This window comes from Vibrio sp. 10N.261.46.E11, assembly GCF_041472735.1.
GTDB lineage: Bacteria > Pseudomonadota > Gammaproteobacteria > Enterobacterales > Vibrionaceae > Vibrio.
On sequence record NZ_JBFRQW010000039.1, the window covers coordinates 70,825 to 85,870 of the forward strand.

Below are 15,046 nucleotides of genomic sequence, written 5' to 3' on the forward strand. Positions count from 1 at the left end.
TCTTTAAAGGACAATATTTTGAAAAATATGATTAAAGCAGCAGGTTTAGGCCTTGTAGTTCTTAGCTCTTCTTTCTTTGCAACAGCGGCTGAAGCTGCGCAAAAAGTGGGCTATGTAAATACTGCACAAGTATTCCAGGCTTTACCTCAGCGTGAAGTTGTTCTTCAAAAAATGCAGGAAGAGTTCAAAGATAAAGCCGCTGAGCTGCAGAGCATTCAAGCAGAAGCAAAAACTAAGATTGAAAAGCTTAAGCGTGATGGTGAGCTATTAGGGCCCGACGAAGTAGAGAAACTTCGTATTGAAGTCGGTCAACTAGACAGCAAATACAAAATCAAAGCTCAAGCACTAGAAAAAGCAAGCCAACGTCGTGAAGCACAAGAGAAGCAGAAGCTATTCAAAGTAATTCAAGATGCTGTAACGAAAGTTGCAGAGAAAGAAGGCTATGACATGATCGTTGATATTCAAGCTCTGCAGTACGGCAAGCCAGAATACAACATCTCTGAAAAAGTAATTAAATCACTGAAATAAGTTTTATGAAGAATCTGACCTTAGCCGAATTGGCAACGATTACCGGTGGAGAGCTACACGGAGACGGCACAGTTACCGTTTCAGCAGTCGCTCCTATGGATAAAGCGCAAGAAGGAAATATTACGTTCCTTTCTAACGTGAAGTACAGCAAGCACCTTGGTGACTGTAAAGCATCCGCTATTATGGTTAAAGAGAGCGAGCGTGAACTGTGTAAGACCAACGTTATTGTGGTCAGCGACCCTTACGTTGCTTTTGCTAAGGTTGCTCAAGCGCTCGATACCACGCCAGCGCCGGCTGTGGCTATTGCTGATTCTGCTTCAATCTCAGGCGACGCGACCATTGGACAAAATGTGTCTATTGGTGCCAATGCTGTGATTGAAACTGGTGTAGTGCTTGGTGATGATGTCGTTATCGGTGCTGGTTGCTTTATTGGTAAAAATGCAAAAATTGGCGCAGGCACTAAGCTTTGGGCTAACGTAAGCGTTTACCATGAAGTGGTGATTGGCGAAGCATGTTTGATTCAATCTAGTACAGTGATTGGTTCCGATGGCTTTGGTTATGCGAATGAGAAAGGCGAGTGGGTTAAGATCCCGCAAGTCGGTTCAGTTCGCGTTGGTAACCGCGTAGAAATCGGCGCGTGTACTACCGTTGACCGTGGTGCATTAGATGACACTATCATTGAAGATAACGTTATCTTAGATAACCAACTTCAGATAGCTCACAATGTTCACATCGGATATGGTTCTGCTATTGCAGGTGGTACTATCATCGCCGGCAGCACAACGATAGGTAAGTACTGTATTATTGGTGGCGGTTGTGTGATTAATGGTCATATAGAAATCGTTGACGGCGTTACAATCACCGGTATGGGGATGGTAATGCGCAGTATCACCGAAAAAGGCATGTACTCTTCAGGTATTCCTTTACAGCCAAATAAAGACTGGCGTAAAACAGCGACGCGAGTTCATCGTATTGATGAAATGAACAAGCGTTTGAAAACCGTTGAAAAACTTATCGAGAACAGCGCGGAATCATAATTCCAGCATTTCTAATAAAAGGCTCGCGTACAGCGAGTCTTTTTCGTTTATAATCCTTCTCATTAAATAAAGAATATACATAGGAATACGACTTTGACTACTGAACAGACAACGATGAACATTACTGAAATTCAGGAACTATTACCTCATCGCTACCCATTCTTAATGGTTGATCGTGTGACTAGCTTTGAAAAAGAAAAAACACTGACTGCGATTAAGAATGTTTCTGTTAACGAACCTCAGTTCACAGGCCACTTCCCACAACTTCCTGTATTCCCAGGCGTGTTGATCTTAGAAGCAATGGCGCAAGCAACAGGTCTTCTAGCATTTAAATCTTTTGGTGCTCCTTCTGGTAATGAGCTTTACTACTTTGCTAGCGTAGATAAAGCGAAGTTCCGCAAGCCAGTAGTGCCAGGTGACCAATTGGTTATCGAAGTTGAGTTCTTAAAAGAACGTCGTGGCATTGCATCGTTCAACGGTGTGGCTAAAGTTGACGGCGTAGTTGTATGTTCAGCTGAACTTAAATGTGCTCGTAGAGAGTTTTAATATGATTCATGAAACAGCGAAAATTCACCCGGCAGCAGTAATCGAAGGTGATGTAACTATCGGTGCTAACGTGACGGTTGGTCCTTTCACTTACATTGCTGGTAACGTGACAATTGGTGACGACACTGAAGTGATGTCACATGTTGTGATCAAAGGTCACACGACAATTGGTAAGCAAAACCGAATCTTCCCACACGCAGTGATTGGAGAAGAAAACCAAGATAAGAAATACGGTGGTGAAGATACGACTGTTGTGATCGGTGACCGTAATGTGATTCGTGAAGCAGTTCAGATCCACCGTGGTACAACTCAAGACAAATCGACCACTGTGATTGGCGATGACAACTTACTTTGTGTAAATGCTCACGTAGCGCATGATGTAATCGTTGGAAACCACACTCACATTGGTAACAACGCTATCCTTGGCGGTCACGTGACGGTTGGCGATTACGCTGGTGTAATGGCATTGTCTGCGATTCACCCGTTCTGTTCAATTGGCGCTTATGCGTACATTGGCGGCTGTTCTGCGGTTGTTCAAGATGTACTGCCGTACGTGCTTGCACAGGGTAATCATGCCGCTCCATTCGGCCTTAACCTAGTGGGCTTGAAGCGTAACGGATTTGAAAAACCAGAAATTCGAGCATTACAGAAAGCGTACAAAGAGTTATACCGTTCAGGCAAAACACTTGAAGAAGCGAAAGCCGCTTTAGTTGAAATGGCGAAAGAGTTTGCTTCGGTAACTCCTATGTTAGAAATGCTAGAGAGCTCTGAGCGCGGTATTATTCGTTAATACTTGATGTGGTTATGTACCAATCAATATGAGTATGACAATAGTTACCTCGTTAGATTGGTATAACAAAAAGATCGCTACTCGTTAGGCGATCTTTTTTGTTTTAGGCAAGAAGGGAATTAGAAAACTATGGCACAGCAAGAAGCAGCAACCAATAGCTTGGACTTTGTTTCGAATGAACCTCTGCGCGTAGGTATCGTTGTTGGAGAACTCTCTGGTGACACGCTTGGCGAAGGCTTTATTAAAGCGATCAAATCACAATATCCGAATGCTGAATTCGTGGGTATTGGCGGACCAAAAATGAAGGCGCTTGGTTGTGAGTCTCTTTTCGAAATGGAAGAGCTTGCCGTGATGGGGCTTGTAGAAGTGCTTGGTCGTTTACCTCGCTTGCTAAAAGTGAAAGCGGATCTAGTTAAGTATTTTACTCAAAACCCACCAGATGTCTTCGTCGGTATCGATGCGCCAGACTTTAATCTAAGACTTGAATTAGATCTTAAGAACGCGGGCATTAAGACTGTTCATTATGTCAGTCCTTCAGTCTGGGCATGGCGTCCAAAGCGTATCTTTAAAATCGACAAAGCAACCGATTTGGTACTGGCTTTCTTACCATTCGAAAAAGCGTTTTATGATAAATATAACGTTGCTTGTGAATTCGTTGGCCACACGTTGGCTGATACCATTCCACTGGAGCCGAATAAGAAAGAGGCTCGCGATCTTTTAGGTTTAGATCAAGATAAGCCGTGGTTAGCGGTATTGCCAGGTAGCCGTGGTGGTGAAATGAGTTTGATTGCTCGACCATTTATCGAAACTTGTCAGCGCATTAAGCAAAAGTACCCTGATATCAATTTTGTTGTTGCATTGGTTAATGAACAGCGCAAGAAACAGTTTACAGAGATCTGGCAATCGACGGCACCTGAACTTGAATTTACCTTGGTAGAAGATACGGCTACCAATGTGATTAGTGCTGCTGATTCTGTTTTGTTAGCTTCTGGTACTGTTGCTCTTGAGTGTATGTTGCTGAAACGCCCGATGGTCGTTGGCTACAAGGTCAACAAGCTCACTGGCTATATCGTTAAGAAATTGTCGATCACAGAATTTGTCTCGTTACCGAATATCCTAGCGGGTGAAGAAATCGTAAAAGAACACATTCTTGAAGAGTGTCACCCAGATTACCTTTTCCCATCGGTCGATAAGATGCTTTCAACTGACAACGCGCCACTGATTGAACGCTTTACTAAAATGCATCACTGGATTCGTAAAGATGCTGACAAACAGGCGGCTAACGCAGTTCTGAAGTTGATCGGTCGAGAGTTTGTTGAATCATAAAGTCCTTCTTTCAAAAGCATTTGCTTAAAAGTTACAAAGAGAATTGTCATGGCAGTAAAAGAGAAAAAAGAATTTCCTCCTTTTGAGTATCCTCAAGGCTACCAGTTATTCGCTGGTGTGGATGAAGTGGGGCGTGGGCCGTTAGTTGGTGATGTAGTGACCGCCGCGGTTATCCTCGATCCGAATAATCCAATCGAAGGCTTGAACGATTCAAAAAAACTGTCCGAGAAAAAGCGCCTTGCTCTACTTCCTGAAATTAAAGAGAAAGCCTTGGCATGGTCTGTGGGTCGTTGTTCCCCACAAGAAATTGATGAGTGGAATATATTACAAGCGACTATGGTCGCCATGCAGCGCGCTATCGCTGGGTTGAGTGTTCAGCCTGATATGGCGCTAATAGATGGAAACCGTGTTCCTCAACTGCCAATGGACGGTCTGGCTATTATAAAGGGTGATTTACGAGTAGCAGAGATCAGCGCAGCGTCTATCATCGCTAAAGTGGTTCGTGACCAAGAGATGGAAGAACTTGATAAGCTTCATCCAGAGTTTGGTTTTGCGAAACATAAAGGTTACCCGACAAAAGCGCATTTTGAAGCGATTGAAAAACATGGCGTAACCGAGCATTACCGCAAAAGCTTTAAGCCAGTAAAACGTATTCTTGGCATAGATTAGATCGAGTTGAATAAGCTCTATATAGATTAGAGCTTTACGTTGATTAGCGCTTCCTATTGATTGGAGCTTGGCATCGAATAAAGTTGCTTAGTGACGCTAGAAAAAAATAGAATACACACAGTTGTAATCCTAGGCTCAAACCTAGAACTCAGGAAAAATAATGTCAGATCCAAAATTTGTTCACCTACGCGTACACAGTGACTTTTCTATGGTGGACGGCCTCTCTAAGGTGCCACCATTAGTTAAAAAAGTCGCTGAAATGGGTATGCCTGCTCTAGCACTTACCGATTTTACCAACCTGTGTGGTTTGGTTAAGTTCTACGGTACTGCTCATGGGTGCGGGGTTAAACCAATTATTGGTGCTGACTTCTTAATGCAGTCTCCGGAGTTCGGTGACGAGTTGACCAAGCTCACCGTCATTGCTACCGACAATAAAGGTTATAACAACCTAACGTTGCTTATCTCAAAAGCCTACCTTCGCGGTCATGTACAGCATCAGCCTGTTATCGATAAAGAGTGGTTGATTGAGAATGCCGAAGGCCTAATCATCCTATCGGGTGCGAAAGAAGGTGAAATTGGTAAAGCGTTGCTGAAAGGTAACCGTGAACTGGTTGCAAGTAATGTCGAGTTTTACAAAACATACTTCCCAGACCGTTTCTATCTTGAACTGATTCGTACCGGACGTCCGGATGAAGAGTCTTATCTGCACTTTGCGCTTGAACTGGCCGAGCAAGAAGACCTGCCAGTTGTTGCGACCAACGAAGTGGTCTTCATTTCTGAAGACTTGTTTGACGCTCATGAAATCCGTGTGGCGATTCACGACGGCTTTACCATGGTTGATCCACGTCGACCGAAAAACTACAGTCCACAACAGTACCTCCGTAGCGAAGAAGAGATGTGTGAGCTTTTCTCAGATATCCCTGAAGCATTAGAAAACAGTGTTGAGATCGCTAAGCGTTGTAACGTGACCGTACGTCTAGGTGAATACTTCCTACCGAACTTCCCAACAGAAGGCTTAGCGATTGAAGACTTCCTGATCAAAAAATCAGAAGAAGGTCTTGAGCGACGTTTAGCGTTTCTATTTCCTGATGAAAAAGTCAGAGCTGAACGCAGGCCTGAATACGATGAGCGCCTTAAAATCGAGCTAGAAGTTGTCAATAACATGGGTTTCCCCGGTTACTTCTTGATCGTAATGGAGTTCATCCAGTGGTCAAAAGACAACGATGTGCCAGTAGGTCCTGGTCGTGGTTCTGGTGCCGGCTCTCTAGTCGCTTACGCTTTGGATATCACCGATCTTGATCCGCTTGAATACGATCTACTTTTCGAACGTTTCTTGAACCCAGAGCGTGTATCCATGCCCGATTTTGATATCGATTTCTGTATGGATAAACGTGACCAAGTTATTGACCACGTAGCCGAGATGTACGGTCGTGATGCGGTATCTCAGATCATCACCTTTGGTACCATGGCGGCGAAAGCGGTAATTCGTGATGTAGGCCGTGTACTGGGTCACCCATTTGGTTTCGTTGACCGAATTTCAAAGCTTGTGCCGCCAGATCCGGGCATGACGCTTGAGAAAGCATTCCTTGCTGAACCGGCACTGCCGGAGCTTTACGATGGCGATGAAGAAGTTCGTGAACTGATCGATAAATGTCGCATCCTTGAAGGTTGTACACGAAACGCCGGTAAACACGCGGGTGGTGTTGTAATCTCACCAACCACGATCACTGACTTTGCGCCAATCTATGCCGATGCTGAAGGTAACTTCCCAGTAACGCAATTCGATAAGAATGACGTTGAAACAGCTGGTTTGGTTAAGTTTGACTTCTTGGGTCTGCGTACCCTGACCATCATCGACTGGGCGCTAGGCCTAGTGAACCCACGTTTGAAAAAAGAGGGTAAAGAACCGGTTCGTATTGAGTCGATTCCTCTTGATGACCAAGCGTCGTTCAATCTATTACAAAATTCTGAAACCACCGCGGTATTCCAGCTGGAATCGCGTGGTATGAAAGACCTGATCAAACGTCTACAGCCCGACTGTTTTGAAGATATCATCGCATTGGTAGCCCTGTTCCGTCCGGGTCCTCTGCAATCAGGCATGGTAGATAACTTTATCGACCGTAAACACGGCCGTGAAGCGGTTTCTTACCCTGATGAAACGTGGCAACACGAATCACTGAAAGAGACACTAGAACCGACCTACGGCATCATCCTGTATCAAGAACAGGTAATGCAGATCGCACAGATTCTGGCGGGCTATACGCTTGGCGGCGCAGATATGTTGCGTCGTGCGATGGGTAAGAAAAAGCCAGAAGAGATGGCAAAGCAGCGCAGTATTTTCAAAGAAGGTGCGGAAGCTAACGGCATTGATGGCGAACTTGCCATGAAGATCTTTGACTTGGTTGAGAAATTTGCGGGCTACGGCTTTAACAAATCTCACTCGGCTGCATACGCACTGGTTTCTTACCAAACGCTGTGGTTGAAAACGCACTACCCAGCGGAATTCATGGCTGCGGTAATGACGGCGGATATGGATAACACCGAGAAGGTTATTGGCCTTGTTGATGAGTGTTTCCGCATGAAGCTCAAGCTGCTTCCACCAGATATCAACTCGGGTCTGTACCGCTTTAACGTGGATGAAGATGGCGCGATTGTTTATGGTATCGGCGCGATCAAAGGGGTAGGTGAAGGCCCTATCGAAGCCATTATCGAAGCGCGAAATAAGGGCGGTTACTTTAAAGACTTATTCGACTTCTGTGCTCGCCTTGATCTGAAGAAGGTCAACAAACGTGTTATTGAAAAGTTGATTCTATCCGGTGCCTTAGATAGATTAGGTCCTCACCGAGCGGCGATGATGGCATCTTTGAAAGATGCGGTTAAGGCGGCAAGCCAACATCATCATGCTGAGTCGTTCGGTCAATCTGATATGTTTGGTGTGTTGACCGACGCTCCGGAAGAGGTTGAACACAAGTATACCCAAGTGCCTAAGTGGCCTGAGAAGGTTTGGCTTGAGGGTGAACGTGAAACGCTTGGTTTGTATTTAACGGGTCACCCGGTGAATGCTTACATTAAAGAACTTGCGAAATACACCAGCTGTCGCTTGAAAGATGCCACGCCAACGCGTCGTGACCAGTCCTTAACGATTGCAGGTTTAGTGATTGCGGCTAGGGTGATGACCACTAAACGCGGTACACGAATCGGTTTGATGACACTTGATGACCGATCTGGCCGAATGGAAGTGATGTTGTTCTCAGATGCGCTCGATCGCTATGCAGAATTGCTCGAAAAAGACAAAATTGTGGTCGTTTCTGGACAGGTCAGCTTTGATGATTTCAATGGTGGGCTTAAAATGTCCGCGCGCGAGGTCATGGACTTAGGAAGCGCCCGTGAGAAATATGCTCGTGGGGTGTCGATATCTATCGAGCAATCCCAAATTAACGGTCAATTTTTTGAACGCTTTGGTCAAATCTTAGAACCTTATAGAGCCGGAACGGTCCCAGTCAATGTATACTACCAACGTGCCGACGCTAGAGCGCGGTTAACATTGGGCACAGAATGGCGTGTGACGCCAAGTGATACATTACTAGACGAATTAAAACAGCTGCTTGGTAATAGCCAAGTAGAACTCGAATTTAACTAAAATTTAGCTCCGTAACAGCGGAGCTGAATCAACAAGGATTCATAGATGAGCCTGAACTTTCTAGAATTTGAAAAGCCTATCGCTGAACTTGAAGCAAAAATCGAAGCGCTACGTGACGTTTCACGTCACGGTGGTGACACAGCGGTAGATCTAGACAAAGAAATTGAACAACTAGAGAAAAAAAGCTTAGAGCTTAAACAGAAAATCTTTAGTGACTTAGGTGCATGGCAGGTAGCTCAACTTGCTCGTCACCCTCAACGTCCTTACACCAAAGATTACCTGGAGCATGCCTTCACAGAGTTTGAAGAGATGGCGGGCGATCGCGCTTACGCTGACGACAAAGCAATTGTGGGTGGTATGGCTCGTCTAAATGGTCGTCCTGTTATGGTTATTGGTCACCAGAAAGGTCGTGAGACTAAAGAGAAAGTGATCCGTAACTTTGGTATGCCAAAGCCAGAAGGTTACCGTAAGGCACTTCGCCTAATGGAAACGGCTGAGCGTTTCAACATGCCAATCATTACTTTCATCGACACTGCGGGTGCATACCCAGGTGTTGGCGCTGAAGAGCGTGGTCAATCTGAAGCTATCGCAAAAAACCTAAAGGTTATGGCTGGTCTTTCTGTTCCAGTTATCTGTAACGTTGTAGGTGAAGGCGGTTCTGGTGGTGCACTAGCGATTGGTGTTGGTGATTACGTGAACATGCTTCAATACTCTACATACTCAGTAATCTCTCCAGAAGGTTGTGCTTCAATCTTGTGGCGTGATTCAGATAAAGCACCACAAGCAGCTGAAGCGATGGGCCTGATTGCTCCTCGTCTTAAAGAGCTTGAGCTTATCGACGAAATCATTCCTGAGCCTCTAGGTGGTGCGCACCGCGATCCAATACAGACAGCTCAGAACATGAAAGATATGTTAGTTAAGCAGTTAGAAGAGCTTGAGCAATTTGATAACGAAACACTTCTAGAGCGTCGTTACCAGCGCCTAATGAGCTACGGTTACTGCTGATAAGCGACCTTAGCAAGGTATAAGACCTGCTTTCCGTAACAAGTTGATGAAAGGGTTGGACTCAGTGCCAACCCTTTTTTATTATTAAAACATTCTCCTTTCTCATTAGTACACACGGCTCACTTAACCCCATGACCCACTTAATCGAAACTTTTACCTCTGCATTTCAACAAAGCGATCTAAAACCTCGTCGGTTGGTTGTTGCTTTCAGTGGTGGTGTCGATTCTCGAGTGTTATTGGAATTGGCTGAGCAATACGCTAAGTCCCATCACATTGAGTGCTTTGCGGTGCACGTTCATCATGGTCTCAGTAAGAATGCTGATCTTTGGGCTGAACAATGCCAAACATGGTGTGATGCTTTGTCGGTTTCGTTAGCAGTAGAAAGGGTCTCGCTGGATATCAATAATGGTGAGAGCGTAGAAAAACTTGCTCGAGATGCTCGTTATGATTCGCTTCAGAAGCACCTTAGTTTTGGTGATGTTCTAATTACAGGTCAACATATTGATGACCAACTTGAAACTTTTTTGTTGGCGTTAAAACGTGGCAGTGGCCCGAAAGGGCTCTCTTCTATGGCAAAAGTGATGTCGTTTGGCGAAGCGTTTATTGTGAGACCTCTGCTGTCAGTGACTCGATCAGACATCGAAGCGTCGGCTCACGATATGGGGTTAACGTGGGTCGAAGATGAGAGTAATCAGGATCTGCGCTTTGATCGAAACTTCATTCGTCATCAAGTCACTCCGACGTTGACTGAGCGCTGGCCTAGCTTTCGAGAATCGGTCTGTCGCAGTGCTCAATTATGTGCAGAACAAGAGTCGCTACTCGACGAACTGCTTGAGTCTCACTTACAACAAGCTTTGGGAGGCAGTAACAGTAAGAGCTTAAGCATTGAGGCGTTATCTCAGCATTCTGATTTGTTACGAGCACGTTTGATCAGAATGTGGATCAGCCATTGCAATCAACCGATGCCAAGCCAAAAGCAGCTAAAACTTATTTGGGATGAAGTGGCTTGTGCTCAGGCAGATGCCAATCCTAAGCTGGTGTTGAATGATGTTGAGATTAGGCGCTTTAATCATCAGCTCTACATAGTGAAAGAGACTAAGGACTTGTCGAGTTGGCATGCCGATGTTGTGCTTGGTGATAGCTTGCAACTGCCCGATGGTTTAGGGGAGCTGAAATTAATGCCGTCACAGAGTGATGCTGTATCGAATGGTCGTAACTCGCAAAACTTCAGTTTGAAGGACACAAGCGGAGCACTACGAGTTATCTTCAACCCTGAAGGATTATCAGCGCATCCTGTTGGACGTGGTCATAGTCGAAAACTCAAGAAGCTTTTTCAGGAATACCAAGTACCCAGCTGGTTAAGACGTAGAACGCCGATATTAATGGATGGCGATCGAGTGATCGCTGTTTTAGGTTTATTCGTAGATAGAAACTACGAAGGTCAAGATTGTGAAGCGCTTTGGAGCAAGTAGAAAAAGTTTGTGTCACAATTCACCGTCACTTTAATAAAAATAATTAATGGAATATGCAATGAAGAAAATTACACTAGGGTTAGTTCTTGGACTTGGGTTACTGAGTGGTAACGCTCTGGCGGGTGATGTTGCTGCGGGTCAAGCTAAAGCGGCAATCTGTGCGGCTTGTCATGGCGCAGACGGTATCGCAATGATCCCAGGATATCCAAACCTTAAAGGCCAAAACGAGCAATACATCGCTTCATCAATTAAGGCCTATAAGAACGGCCAGCGCACCGGCGGTTTGGCCGCTGTCATGCAGGCTCAGGCTTCAATGTTGAGTGATGAAGATATTGCTAATCTAGCCGCTTACTACGCAAGCCTTAAGTAATACCTTCTCAAAGCGCAGATTGAACAAGATGATAAATTTCGAGTCAGAGCTTTAATGCTCTGGCTTTTTTCATTGAATGTTTACTATAGCTAACCGATAATGAGCCATTCGCACAGTTTAAGGGATGAACATGAAAAAGATTGAAGCCATTATCAAGCCATTCAAACTTGATGATGTACGTGAAGCACTTGCAGAAGTGGGTATTACGGGTATGACAGTATCTGAAGTTAAAGGATTTGGACGTCAAAAAGGACATACTGAGCTATACCGCGGCGCAGAGTACATGGTCGATTTTTTACCTAAAGTGAAATTGGAAATTGTTGTGACCGACGAAGTGGCTGACCAATGTGTTGATACCATTATCGAAACGGCTCAAACCGGTAAAATTGGTGACGGTAAGATCTTCATTACTGAAGTTGAACGTGTGGTACGTATTCGTACCGGCGAAGAAGACGAAGACGCCGTATAAAAAAACTATTACCCTAAAAGGAGCGTTTATCGCTCCTTTTTCATTTCTGATAGGGTGCTGTATGTTTAAGAAAACCATCATTGTTATCTCGCTATTGATAACGATTGCTGTCGTTAGTTTTCATTTTATCTTCGTGATCCCGAATAAACCCAACTTGATCACTTCTTCTGGAAACACTAGCAACGATATTTACAGCTGCTACCAAAACTCTGCCCCGAAAGCGATTGATGTGTCAGATGGCCTAGACATTACCGTGTGGAATATCTATAAGCAAAACCGAAATAATTGGCAAAGTGAGTTAAATAAGTTGTCAGCCGATAGCGATTTAGTTTTGCTGCAAGAAGCGAGTATGACAGAAGGGCTTCGCCAATGGGTAACGAGTGGCCAGTGGGGAAGTACTCGTGTGAATGCATTTGAAGCCTTTGAGCAAAGTGCGGGTGTACTCAACTTAGCCACCCATTTACCGATTGAAGCTTGTGCTTATACTCACGAAGAACCTTGGCTTCAATTGCCGAAATCCGCACTTTGGTCTCGCTACCTGCTAAGTAATGGCGAAGAGCTGGCTGTGATTAATATCCATGCGGTGAACTTTACCTTTGGTACGGAAGATTACGAGGCTCAGCTCAAGAGCTTAACCGACAATCTGCAAAAGTATCGTGGGCCTGTTATTTTTGCTGGAGATTTTAATAGCTGGAGTGAAGCTCGCTTTGCTGTATTGAAAGATGCGTTGGAACAGGTAGGTTTGACGGAAGTTGCTTTTGAACCCGATAACCGTACACAGTTTATGACAGGGTTGGTGCTCGATCATGTGTTCTATCGAGGGTTAGAAGTAGACAAAGCAAAAGCGCCCATTACAGACGCTTCTGATCATAACCCTATGCGAGTCACCTTTAAGGCTAAATAGGCTAGAGAGTTATCTCTTCAACTTAAAATATTAAAATGTAGAGAGCCCAGATTAGATAGTAGCCAACCCATGGTAAGCCTGAAATCACAAGCGCTTGCCCACGTTCAAACTCAGTCCATGTTAATACGGCGGCATAACCCAGCACGATGTACCATGGCAGCAAGAGTGGTAATGAGCTAGCAAACTGCGACCAGTCGCTGGTGAGCGGTAACTTGATTAAGCCGTTTAAGCTGTTCAAGTCGGCCGCGTAGCTCATCACATGCCCGTGCTTGAGTATCAGGCTTGCGTAGCTTGCTACATCGCCTAGAACTGCAGGGAATATCACTACCGATGCGGCTGCAAACCATCGCCAAAAGCTATGTTGGTGTTGGCTTGGCTTTGTTGCCAAGTTAAACCAAAATGCCAACAGAATGATGGTTAACGTACGGCCGAATACATCACTGATGATTTCACTCGCGAGTAGAGTATTACTGTCAAGTAACGCCAATTGGTCAGGGTTTGTTTGAGCCAGTTGCAGTGACAACTCAGCGCTTAACCATGCAAAATCTACATTCGAAAAATAGGCTCCCCAAAATAAGAATGGGCTGAGCATTAATACGACGTAGGGTTGCCATCCCCAAGCACTTCTTTGATAAAGCGCTAAGAAACAAGCTGTTGGTGAACGGAATATATCCAACAGCATGACGAGTGGGTTACTTGACGGGTTCATACACTTACCTTAGTTACATCAACATACAGCTTCAGTTTTTGTCCTGGCTGTAGGTATTTCTTGTTCTGCAAAGCGTTCCATTTTACAACATCTGTGCTTTTTACTTTGAACTTTGATGCAATACCGCTGACTGTGTCACCTGATCTTACGTTATAAAAGACAGTTCGGATGATGGCACCGTCTGAACTATTCTTCCAAATGACCAGTTCTTGACCAATTCTAAGTGTGTCACGTGGTCCCATGCCATTCCACTTAGCCAGTGATTGGTGAGATACCTTATTTGCGCGCGCAATCGTCCATAGGCTATCACCACTTTTTACGGTATGGCTGAGCTTATATTGACCTCGACTCTTTGACTGTGTGCTTGCTAGGCGATTTGAAGCGCTTAGTGCGTATGTCTTGTCGTCTTTTGTTGATGTTGGAATAAATAGGTGCTGACCAACACGAATATTATTGTTGCTCAAACCGTTTGCAGAGCGGATCACTTTGTTGGTGGTGTTGTATTTACTCGCCAGTACGCTGATGCTATCGCCAGATTGCACTTTATAGCGCACCAACTTCATGCCTTTGCCTTTATTGGCAGCCACTTCTTTGTTGAACTTCTCAATAGAGCCTAAAGGAAGCAATAATTGTTGGTGTTTCTCTGGTGCCGTTGCCCACTGGTTATAAGCCGGGTTGTAGCTTTGCAGTTCTTTGACAGGAATGTCGGCATAGCTTGCGGCAATGGCTAAATCAAGTTGTTCACTTGGGTTAACCAGAGTCAGTACTGGCTTGTTCGGGATCGCAGGGATATCGATGCCATACTTTTCTTGGTTAGCAATCACGTCAGCCAGTGCGAGTAGTTTAGGTACATAGCTGCTGGTCTCTTTTGGTAAGTCTAGAGAGAAGAAGTCGATTGGCTTACCCAGTTTCTTGTTCTTACGGATTGCGCTGTTCACACGACCACCGCCACTGTTGTAGGCAGCTATTGCGTGTTGCCAGTTCCCATCAAAACGTTTGTTTAGGTCGGTTAAGAAATCCAATGCAGCGTCGGTTGAAGCGGCTACGTCACGGCGGCCATCGTACCAGAAGTTTTGTTCTAGTCCGTAAGCTTTGCCGGTACCCGAAATGAACTGCCATAGTCCAGCAGCGCTACCATGAGAATAAGCAAATGCATCAAACGAGCTTTCAACAACGGGCAATAGGGCCAGCTCTAAAGGCAAGTCTCTTTCTTCAATCTTAGTTGTGATCAAGTAAAGGAAAGGTTCAGCGCGTTTTGATACAGTTTTTAGATGACCAGGGTGCTTGAGGTACCAAGTGCGGTAGTAGTCGACTTTCTTTTGGTCTGGCACTTCCATTTCAAGTTGCATCGAAATACGTTTCCAAACATCTTGCTGTGTTTGTGGAGTAACGACGGGTGTTTCAACTTTTGGTTGTTCTTGGATCGCTCCCGATGAAACGTTCGCTTGAGAAACTTCTTTAGTAGGGGAGGTGTTGGTTTGCTCGGAAGCTTGGTCTGGATTCTCTGACTGAGTTAATTGGCAACCAGAAAGTAGTAGTACCAAAGCCCAGCTGTACTTAACTCGCATGTTACAGCCTTTT

Annotated in this window: 14 protein-coding genes; 12 read left to right on the forward strand and 2 right to left on the reverse strand. The window is 44.9% G+C overall.

All coding sequences use genetic code 11. The features are described 5' to 3' along the window. Positions 1–27: 27 nt before the first annotated feature. The 12 genes from AB4407_RS12790 (at position 28) to AB4407_RS12845 (ending at position 12,756) form a co-directional block, all read left to right on the forward strand. Entirely contained in the window at positions 28–528 is a 501-nt protein-coding gene (locus AB4407_RS12790) for an OmpH family outer membrane protein (RefSeq protein ID WP_009847410.1), read from the forward strand. A 5-nt stretch (positions 529–533) separates the two neighbouring features. Further along, the gene (lpxD, locus tag AB4407_RS12795) at positions 534–1,565 is read left to right on the forward strand and encodes a UDP-3-O-(3-hydroxymyristoyl)glucosamine N-acyltransferase (RefSeq protein ID WP_372120812.1); all 1,032 of its coding nucleotides are present in this window, start codon (positions 534–536) and stop codon (positions 1,563–1,565) included. 93 nt (positions 1,566–1,658) lie between these two features. After that, positions 1,659–2,111, forward strand: a complete 453-nt coding sequence (fabZ, locus tag AB4407_RS12800) for a 3-hydroxyacyl-ACP dehydratase FabZ (RefSeq protein ID WP_009847408.1) — start codon at positions 1,659–1,661, stop codon at positions 2,109–2,111. Position 2,112: 1 nt separating this feature from the next. Next, positions 2,113–2,901: an acyl-ACP--UDP-N-acetylglucosamine O-acyltransferase gene (lpxA, locus tag AB4407_RS12805; RefSeq protein ID WP_372120813.1), complete on the forward strand. Its 789-nt coding sequence runs from the start codon at positions 2,113–2,115 to the stop codon at positions 2,899–2,901. A gap of 129 nt (positions 2,902–3,030) precedes the next feature. Continuing rightward, positions 3,031–4,227 (forward strand): lipid-A-disaccharide synthase, encoded by a 1,197-nt coding sequence (gene lpxB, locus AB4407_RS12810; RefSeq protein WP_372120814.1) that lies wholly within the window; start codon positions 3,031–3,033, stop codon positions 4,225–4,227. Positions 4,228–4,275: 48 nt separating this feature from the next. Then, the gene (gene rnhB, locus AB4407_RS12815; RefSeq protein ID WP_372120815.1) at positions 4,276–4,896 is read left to right on the forward strand and encodes a ribonuclease HII; all 621 of its coding nucleotides are present in this window, start codon (positions 4,276–4,278) and stop codon (positions 4,894–4,896) included. 160 nt (positions 4,897–5,056) lie between these two features. Then, entirely contained in the window at positions 5,057–8,536 is a 3,480-nt protein-coding gene (gene dnaE / locus AB4407_RS12820) for a DNA polymerase III subunit alpha (protein ID WP_372120816.1), read from the forward strand. 45 nt (positions 8,537–8,581) lie between these two features. Further along, complete coding sequence (accA, locus tag AB4407_RS12825; RefSeq protein ID WP_372120817.1) at positions 8,582–9,541, forward strand: acetyl-CoA carboxylase carboxyl transferase subunit alpha; 960 nt, start codon at positions 8,582–8,584, stop codon at positions 9,539–9,541. A gap of 131 nt (positions 9,542–9,672) precedes the next feature. Further along, positions 9,673–11,013, forward strand: a complete 1,341-nt coding sequence (gene tilS / locus AB4407_RS12830; RefSeq protein ID WP_372120818.1) for a tRNA lysidine(34) synthetase TilS — start codon at positions 9,673–9,675, stop codon at positions 11,011–11,013. A 46-nt stretch (positions 11,014–11,059) separates the two neighbouring features. Beyond that, positions 11,060–11,383, forward strand: coding sequence for a cytochrome c (locus AB4407_RS12835; protein ID WP_206208344.1), 324 nt, complete (start codon positions 11,060–11,062; stop codon positions 11,381–11,383). A gap of 130 nt (positions 11,384–11,513) precedes the next feature. After that, positions 11,514–11,852 carry a nitrogen regulatory protein P-II gene (glnB, locus tag AB4407_RS12840; RefSeq protein ID WP_017063373.1) on the forward strand — a complete coding sequence of 113 codons (339 nt, stop codon included), beginning with the start codon at positions 11,514–11,516 and terminating at the stop codon, positions 11,850–11,852. 61 nt (positions 11,853–11,913) lie between these two features. Further along, entirely contained in the window at positions 11,914–12,756 is an 843-nt protein-coding gene (locus tag AB4407_RS12845) for an endonuclease/exonuclease/phosphatase family protein (RefSeq protein ID WP_372120819.1), read from the forward strand. Between the two features lie 22 nt (positions 12,757–12,778). Here the strand turns inward: AB4407_RS12845 and AB4407_RS12850 are convergent, their stop codons facing one another. Both AB4407_RS12850 and AB4407_RS12855 read right to left on the reverse strand, forming a co-directional pair. Beyond that, positions 12,779–13,465, reverse strand: a complete 687-nt coding sequence (locus AB4407_RS12850) for a YIP1 family protein (protein WP_372120820.1) — start codon at positions 13,463–13,465, stop codon at positions 12,779–12,781. Beyond that, positions 13,462–15,033, reverse strand: coding sequence for a LysM peptidoglycan-binding domain-containing protein (locus AB4407_RS12855; RefSeq protein ID WP_372120821.1), 1,572 nt, complete (start codon positions 15,031–15,033; stop codon positions 13,462–13,464). Before AB4407_RS12855 ends, AB4407_RS12850 begins: the two co-directional genes overlap by 4 nt. Positions 15,034–15,046 lie beyond the last annotated feature (13 nt).